At 61.6% G+C, this 7,796-nt stretch carries 8 protein-coding genes; 6 read left to right on the top strand and 2 right to left on the bottom strand.

All coding sequences use genetic code 11. From position 1 onward, the window contains the following. Positions 1–53: 53 nt before the first annotated feature. The 6 genes from EOA23_RS10220 (at position 54) to EOA23_RS10195 (ending at position 6,096) form a co-directional block, all read left to right on the top strand. Positions 54–1,370 carry an ArgE/DapE family deacylase gene (locus tag EOA23_RS10220; protein ID WP_127303857.1) on the top strand — a complete coding sequence of 439 codons (1,317 nt, stop codon included), beginning with the start codon at positions 54–56 and terminating at the stop codon, positions 1,368–1,370. Between the two features lie 214 nt (positions 1,371–1,584). Beyond that, positions 1,585–2,472: a cytochrome c oxidase subunit II gene (locus tag EOA23_RS10215; RefSeq protein ID WP_127303855.1), complete on the top strand. Its 888-nt coding sequence runs from the start codon at positions 1,585–1,587 to the stop codon at positions 2,470–2,472. A 17-nt stretch (positions 2,473–2,489) separates the two neighbouring features. After that, positions 2,490–4,259 carry a cytochrome c oxidase subunit I gene (gene ctaD / locus EOA23_RS10210; RefSeq protein WP_127303853.1) on the top strand — a complete coding sequence of 590 codons (1,770 nt, stop codon included), beginning with the start codon at positions 2,490–2,492 and terminating at the stop codon, positions 4,257–4,259. Next, the gene (locus EOA23_RS10205; protein WP_127303851.1) at positions 4,256–4,960 is read left to right on the top strand and encodes a cytochrome c oxidase subunit 3; all 705 of its coding nucleotides are present in this window, start codon (positions 4,256–4,258) and stop codon (positions 4,958–4,960) included. Before ctaD ends, EOA23_RS10205 begins: the two co-directional genes overlap by 4 nt. A 10-nt stretch (positions 4,961–4,970) precedes the next feature. Beyond that, complete coding sequence (locus tag EOA23_RS10200) at positions 4,971–5,690, top strand: heme-copper oxidase subunit III family protein (protein WP_127303849.1); 720 nt, start codon at positions 4,971–4,973, stop codon at positions 5,688–5,690. Between the two features lie 7 nt (positions 5,691–5,697). Next, positions 5,698–6,096 (top strand): cytochrome C oxidase subunit IV family protein, encoded by a 399-nt coding sequence (locus EOA23_RS10195; RefSeq protein ID WP_127303847.1) that lies wholly within the window; start codon positions 5,698–5,700, stop codon positions 6,094–6,096. Positions 6,097–6,392: 296 nt separating this feature from the next. Here EOA23_RS10195 and EOA23_RS10190 read toward each other — a convergent pair whose 3' ends face one another. Continuing rightward, positions 6,393–6,773: a cytochrome c family protein gene (locus tag EOA23_RS10190; protein ID WP_127303845.1), complete on the bottom strand. Its 381-nt coding sequence runs from the start codon at positions 6,771–6,773 to the stop codon at positions 6,393–6,395. Between the two features lie 367 nt (positions 6,774–7,140). Beyond that, the gene (locus EOA23_RS10185) at positions 7,141–7,704 is read right to left on the bottom strand and encodes a hypothetical protein (RefSeq protein WP_245474111.1); all 564 of its coding nucleotides are present in this window, start codon (positions 7,702–7,704) and stop codon (positions 7,141–7,143) included. Positions 7,705–7,796 lie beyond the last annotated feature (92 nt).

Raw genomic sequence — 7,796 nt, 5'->3', positions numbered from 1 at the left:
CTTCTGGTGTTCGTCCTTCTTGCCGACCGGCTTTCCCAACGTTGGAGATCCTAATGCCTTCCATGGAAGAGACCATCGCCGCGCGCGTCGAGGCAGCGGCCGATCGCATCGTCGAGACGCTGAGCGATCTCGTCGCCTTCCCCTCGATCGTGAAATCCGATCCGAAGGAGGCCGGCCCGGGCGAACGCGACTGCCAGCTCTATCTGCAGAAGCGCCTGGAGGCGCTCGGCTTCACCACCGATCTGTGGGATCCGGACGGCCCGGCGCTCTATGAAAAATACAAGGGACGCGCCGGCGCCAACAAGGGGAGGACTTTCGAGGGCCGGCCCAATCTGGGCGGCGTGCTGAAGGGCACGGGCGGCGGCCGCTCGATCATGCTGACCGGTCATATCGACGTCGTGCCGCCAGGCGCAGCCGGACACTGGGCAACCGATCCGTTCCAGCCCGTGCTGAAGGACGGTTTTCTGCATGGGCGCGGCACCGTCGACATGAAGGGCGGCGTCGCCTGCATGCTGATGGCGGTCGAAATCCTGAAGGGGCTCGGCGTCAGTCTTTCCGGAGATATCGTCTTCACCACCGTCGTCGACGAGGAGATCGGCGGCATGGGGTCGCTGGCCATGGTCGATCGCGGCTTTCGCGCCGATGCCGGCATCATGACCGAGCCGACGGCAAACAAGATCGCGCCGCTCTGCCACGGCATATTGTGGGGCAGGATCATCGTCGACGGTATCGGCGGCCATGCGGAGTTGACGCCGAACGCCTGGTATTCGAGTGGCCCGGTCGATGCCGTGCAGCTCTGCCGGCAGATCCTCGATGGCATTGATATCCTCAACCGGCGCTGGATGTTCGACCCCAGGAAGAACCACCCGCTGATGGACCTGCCCAACCAGATCATCGTCACCCAGATCAATGCCGGCGAGCACCCTTCCTCCATGGCTGGTCGCGGCGAAATCATCATCGACGCGCAGTACCTGCCGAGCGAGCATGACGAATTCAGGCTGGGCGGCAATGTCAAGCGCGAGATCGACGAGCATATCGCCAATGTCTGCCAGGCGGACCCTTATCTGCGCCTGCACCCTGCCCACGTCGAATGGATACTCGATGCCGACTGCGCCGAAATCCCCTCCGACAATCCGTTCGTCAGTGTCTTTCAGGAAGCCGTGAAGGACGCCAATCTGTCGCCGGTGCTGAGCGGCTTCGGCGCGCATAGCGACATCGGCCTGCCGACAGGCCTCGGCAACACGCCGACCGTCAATTTCGGTCCCGGCGACCCGGCGCAGGCGCATCAGCCCAATGAGCGCGTTTCGGTGCGCGACCTCGTCGATTGCACGAAGGCAATTGCGATTGCCGTGGAGAAATGGTGCCGCTAGAGCAAGCTGAAGCACGATCCAGAGACGTAGCGATCGCGCTGGCATGGCGTTCCGGCCATCTGGCAGCCGCCGCCTTGCGCCCCGAAAGCCGGGCGTAGAGAGCAACATTTTGCCAATCAGATAGTCGGCTCTGGAATTTCAACCGGAAAACGAGCATGATGCGCTTGGCATTTCGGGACGCTTCGCGCGTTTGGAATGCCGGGAGGAACGGGACATGGCCGTTGTGCTTGTACTCGTTTTGATCGTCGTGGGCTCGGTGTTGTTCCACCTCCTGAGCCCATGGTGGTGGACGCCCATTGCCTCCAACTGGGACTATATCGACAACACCATCATCATCAGCTTCTGGATCACCGGCATCGTCTTTGCCGCTGTCGTCCTGTTCATGGCTTATTGCGTCTTCCGCTTCCGGCATCGGGAAGGCAATCGCGCGGCATACGAACCCGAGAACAAGCGCCTTGAATCGTGGCTGATGATCGTCACCGCGTTCGGCGTCACCGCTTTGCTGGTTCCCGGCCTGTTCGTCTGGAGCCGCTTCGTCACGGTGCCAGGCGATGCGACCGCAATCGAGGTGGTCGCCCAGCAATGGCAGTGGAGCTTCCGTTTGCCGGGCAAGGACGGCAAGCTCGGCACTTCCGACACCCGGGATGTCACCGCTGACAATCCGTTGGGCGTCGCCCCCAAGGATCCGAACGGCCAGGATGATGTCCTGGTCCAAGCCGCCGATCTTCATCTGCCGGTCGGTAAGCCGGTCAAGGTGCTGCTGCGTTCGATCGACGTGCTGCACGATTTCTATATCCCGGAATTCCGCGCCAAGATGGACATGATCCCAGGCTCGGTGACCTATTTCTGGTTCACCCCGACCCGGACCGGTACCTTCCAGGTCCTGTGCGCCGAGCTATGCGGCCAAGGGCACCCGCTGATGCATGGCGTGGTCGTGGTCGACGCAGAGCAGGATTATCTGGCTTGGCTCGGCCAGCAGCAGACCTTCGCGCAATTGTCGGCGCCCCAGCAATCGGGCTCGGCGAACCAGCCGCCAGGAAAGTCAATGGCGTCCAATCTGGGCGTCGCGGCAAACTCGAAACTTTCGAGGTCCGCACAATAGGGCACGGAGGTGCTCCGATGGTCGACGTCACACCCGCAGATGCCGTTCCGCCCGCCGAAGTTGGGGAGGTCGAACTCTATCATCCGCACAGCTGGTGGACGAAATATGTCTTCTCGCAGGATGCGAAGGTCATAGCGGTCCAATACTCGGCGACGGCAACCGCGATCGGCCTGGTGGCGCTGGTTCTGTCCTGGCTGATGCGCCTGCAGCTCGGCTTTCCCGGCACGTTCGACTTCATCACGCCGGAGGCCTACTACCAGTTCATCACCATGCACGGCATGATCATGGTGATCTACCTGCTCACCGCGCTTTTCCTCGGCGGCTTCGGTAACTACCTCATCCCGCTGATGGTCGGCGCCCGTGACATGGTCTTTCCCTATGTCAACATGCTGAGCTACTGGATCTATCTGCTCGCCGTGCTCGTTCTGGTGTCGAGCTTCTTTGCGCCGGGCGGGCCGACCGGCGCCGGCTGGACGCTCTACCCGCCGCAGGCGATCATGACCGGCACGCCGGGCGGCCAGGACTGGGGCATCATCCTGATGCTCTCCTCGCTCATCCTGTTCATCGTCGGCTTCACCATGGGCGGCCTCAACTATGTGGTGACGGTGCTGCAGGGCCGCACGCGCGGCATGACCTTGATGCGCCTGCCGCTTACCGTCTGGGGCATCTTCACCGCCACCGTCATGGCGCTGCTCGCCTTCCCGGCCCTGTTTGTCGCTTGTGTGATGATGCTGCTTGACCGCGTTCTCGGCACCTCATTCTTCATGCCGGCGATTGTCGAGATGGGCGAGCAGCTGCAGCACAATGGCGGCAGCCCGATCCTGTTCCAGCACCTGTTCTGGTTCTTTGGCCACCCGGAAGTCTACATCGTGGCCCTGCCGGCCTTCGGCATCGTGTCCGACCTGATCAGCACGCATGCGCGCAAGAACATCTTCGGCTACCGAATGATGGTTTGGGCGATCATCGCCATCGGCGCCCTGAGCTTCGTCGTCTGGGCGCACCACATGTATGTCAGCGGCATGAACCCCTATTTCGGCTTCTTCTTCGCGACCACGACCCTGATCATTGCCGTGCCTACGGCGATCAAGGTCTACAATTGGGTGCTGACGCTGTGGCGCGGCGATATCCATCTGACCATACCGATGCTTTTCGCGCTCGCCTTCATCGTCACCTTCGTCAATGGCGGCCTGACCGGACTGTTCCTCGGCAATGTCGTCGTCGACGTGCCACTGTCGGACACCATGTTCGTCGTCGCCCATTTCCACATGGTCATGGGCGTCGCGCCCATCCTGGTGATCTTCGGCGCGATCTATCACTGGTACCCGAAGGTCACCGGACGGATGCTGGACGAGATGCTCGGCCGCTTCCATTTCTGGGTGACCTTCGTTGGCGCCTACCTGATCTTCTTCCCCATGCATTATCTCGGCCTGATGGGTGTTCCACGGCGTTACGCCGAACTCACCGACATGACCATAATGACGGAATCGGCTCGTCATCTGAACTCGTTCATCTCGATCATGGCCTTCATCGTCGGCTTCGCCCAGATGGTGTTCCTGTTCAACCTGATCTGGAGCATCCGCCATGGCCGCGAGGCCGGCGGCAACCCCTGGCGAGCGACGACGCTCGAATGGCAAACGCCTGAGACGCCGCCGGCGCACGGCAATTTCGGCAAGGAACTGCCGATCGTCTATCGCTGGGCCTATGACTACAGCGTGCCGGGAGCCAAGGAGGACTTCATCCCGCAGAACGTGCCGGGCGACTTCGCACCATCGAGGGAGCCGGCATGAGCGTCATCCTGGTCTTTCTGCTGGTGATCGCCGGCTTTGCCGGATGGTGGCTTTCGCACCAGCGGCTGACGGCCAAGCCCTGGCTGGAGCAAGGCCTGGCCGGGGATTTCGTCGGTTTCGACCGGTCGGCGCTGCCCACCGCCAAGATCGGCCTCGGCGTCTTCCTCGCCGTCGTCGGCTGCCTGTTTTCGCTATTCACCAGCGCCTATTTCATGCGCATGGGCCTGCCCGACTGGCAGCCGCTGCCGCTGCCGCGCCTGCTCTGGCTCAACACCGGCGTGCTGGTGCTAAGCAGCGTCGCGCTGCAATGTGCCGTGGTCGCCGCGCGCAAAGGCCAGGTCGACAACGTCCGGCTGGGCCTTGCCACGGCGGGGTTCACGACATTTGCCTTCCTCGTCGGTCAGCTGATGGCATGGCGGCAACTGACCGGGGACGGCTATCTGCTCGCATCCAACCCGGCCAACAGCTTCTTCTATCTGATCACCGGCATGCACGGCCTGCACATACTCGGCGGTCTGGTCGGACTTGGGAGGACGAGCATAGGCGCCTGGACTGGAGCGCGGCCGGAGCAGCTTCGCCTCAGCGTCGAGCTCTGCGCCATGTACTGGCATTTCCTGCTTTTCGTCTGGCTCTGCATCTTCGCCCTGCTGGCGGGTTGGGCCGCGACCTTCATCGACATCTGCCAACGGCTGCTGACCTAGGAGACTGGCGATGGCTGACACGACACTGACGCATACCAGCCAGTTGGATCGCCCCCGGGGTTGGCGCGGCATCGCCGCCGATTGGGCCTCGGATCAGCGGGCGTTCAAGAACGTGTCCTGGGGCAAGGCCATGATGTGGATCTTCCTGCTCAGCGACACATTCATCTTCGGCTGCTTCCTGCTCTCCTATATGACCGCGCGCATGTCCACGCGCGTGCCGTGGCCCAATCCAAGCGAGGTCTTTGCCCTGCGCATCGGCGGCTCGGAGATCCCGCTGATCCTGATCGCCATCATGACCTTCGTGCTGATCTCGAGCAGCGGCACCATGGCGATGGCTGTCAATTTCGGCTACCGCCACGATCGCCGCAAAACCGCGATCCTGATGCTTTTGACCGCGGCGCTTGGCGCGACATTCGTCGGCATGCAGGCCTTCGAATGGACCAAGCTGATCACCGAGGGGGTGCGGCCATGGGGCAACCCCTGGGGGGCCGCGCAATTCGGCTCATGCTTCTTCATGATCACCGGCTTTCACGGCACCCATGTCACGATCGGCGTGATCTTCCTGATCATCGTGGCGCGAAAAGTCTGGCGTGGCGATTTCGACATCGGGCGGCCCGGATTCTTCACCAGCCGCCGGGGTCGTTACGAGAATGTCGAGATCATGGGTCTCTACTGGCACTTCGTCGACCTGGTCTGGGTGTTCATCTTCGCCTTCTTCTATCTTTGGTGAGGCAGATATGGCTGAAGCAACCGCAAACGGTCTCGGACAACACGCACTGCACGCCGACCATGCGCATGATGCGGCGGCCGTCGCCACCACCGACACCCACCAGGAGCACCCGATCAAGCTCTACCTGGTGGTCTGGGCCTGGCTGTTCATCCTCAGCACATGCTCCTACCTGGTCGACTATTTCGGCATCCACGGCTATCTCAGATGGTCGCTGATCCTCATCTTCATGATGCTCAAGGCGGGATTGATCGTCGCCGTCTTCATGCACATGGCCTGGGAGCGGCTGGCGATGATGTATGCGATCATCCTGCCGCCGATATTGGTGCTGGTCTTCGTGACCATGATGGTTTTCGAAGCCGACTATACGCTGCTGACCCGTATCGCGTTTTTCGGACCTGGCCCCTGATTGCGTAAAAGCCAGGAGATGTTCTCTTGCCGCATCGCGCGCCCTTTTGGGCGTGCACAGCGCGCTGTACCGCTTTGATGGGCCTATGATCTTTTTCGAAAATCGATCCCGATTTTCGGGTCATCCCGCCCGGTCGAAGGTGAACGTCATGGACACGCGGACGCTTGTCATACTCGGCCTTGGCATAGCTGTGCTGCTGCTGTTGGGGTTCTTCGCGCTGCCGGCATAGCGGCACGCGGGCGCGACATTTCAACAGCGCAATTGCAGGACGACCAGCGATTGCCCGGAAGGGCAGCCTATTTGGAGAACTGCTTCAGGTAGGCGATGACGTTGGCTATGTCCTTGTCATCCTTGAGGCCGGGAAATGTCATCTTCGTCCCCTTGACCATCGCCTGGGGGGCGTGAAGGTAGGTCGTCAGGGTCGGCTCGTCCCATTTGACGCCGGATTTTCCAGCCGCGATCATGGCCGCGGAATAAGTGAAGTTGGGGTGCGTTCCGGCAACACGCCCGATGACGCCGTGCAGAGACGGACCGATCCTGTTCTGGTCCTGGTCGGCAACGTGGCAGACCTTGCACTTGGTGAAGACCTTCTCGCCCGCGGCGGCATCTTGCGCCTGCGATGGGCTTGCGAGGATGGTGGTAGCGGACAAGACGATGAAAAGCGCGATTATACGCATCGCATTTCCTCCCTGATGGTCTCGTTTTGCGTCGCAACGATCGGCGCCACACCGGCCCGCTTGCGTGCGCCACGCATTAGAGCGGAGGATCCGGGTTTCTTCAGTGGAATTGCGGCACCTTTATACCACAGAATCGTGCAAATGGATAAAAAAAGGCGAGCTTTTGCCGAGGCTTAGACCCGCACAACGCGATGCTCGATATCATCGGCAAGGTGTTTGGGCGCCCCATGACGACCGCCGAACTGGAAAGCTGTTCTAAGGCATGTCTCCTGAAGGGGTGATCCGGTTCGGGAAAGACAGGCGTAAAATCAAAACCTAAAGCGCATGAGCGAATCTGAAAGATCGCGACGCGCTTCAGGCCGCGAGGTCAAGGTGGATCGGTTTTGCAGCTTGCGGCGATCTGGCCGATCGCTTTGGAGAGACCTGCAAGTTCGAAATCGGCCTCGCCGCGCCCCGACAGCAGGCCGAAGCGCCATGACAACGTCAGCCGGTTGGCCGAAACCAGGCGCTTGATACCGTCGTCCCCATCCCTGACCAGCATTTTGCCGCGCGGGCCGACCGACCAGCTTTCATCGGTCTTGCCGCCGTCGACAATGACGGAGATGGTGATCTTGCGGCTGGCGGAGACCGGATCCTTGAGCTGTAGCCATTCGCTCCAGCGTGGTTCGCCATCGCGCCGGCAAGCCAAGGTCAGCACCGGGCTGTAGCCCAGCGCTCCGCCCCCTGTGATGAGCTTGTTGATGGCATGCAGCGAGGCCGTTATCTGGGCGTCGCTGCCGGTGTCGACGCGCCAATTGCCGATATCCGGCTCGGTCCGGGCACCTCCTTCAGCCGCCGCCAAGAGGAGGGCCGGGACATCCGGCTCGGCGCGGACGCTCCCGCCCATCGTCGCCAACAAGAGCGTCGCGGCAACGACTAAGCCTCTTACCATGAACCCAGCCTCACAAACGCCTCTGACCCCGCGAACGCCATCGAAAACAGATAATCTTCAACGGTTGGTATCGCCAGCGGCAGGCCATCAAG

The sequence above is a fragment of the Mesorhizobium sp. M2A.F.Ca.ET.042.01.1.1 genome (assembly GCF_003997405.1).
Classification (GTDB): Bacteria; Pseudomonadota; Alphaproteobacteria; order Rhizobiales; family Rhizobiaceae; genus Mesorhizobium.
Note: the sequence above shows the minus strand (reverse complement) of the source record. Positions and strands in the feature narration are given on the sequence as shown.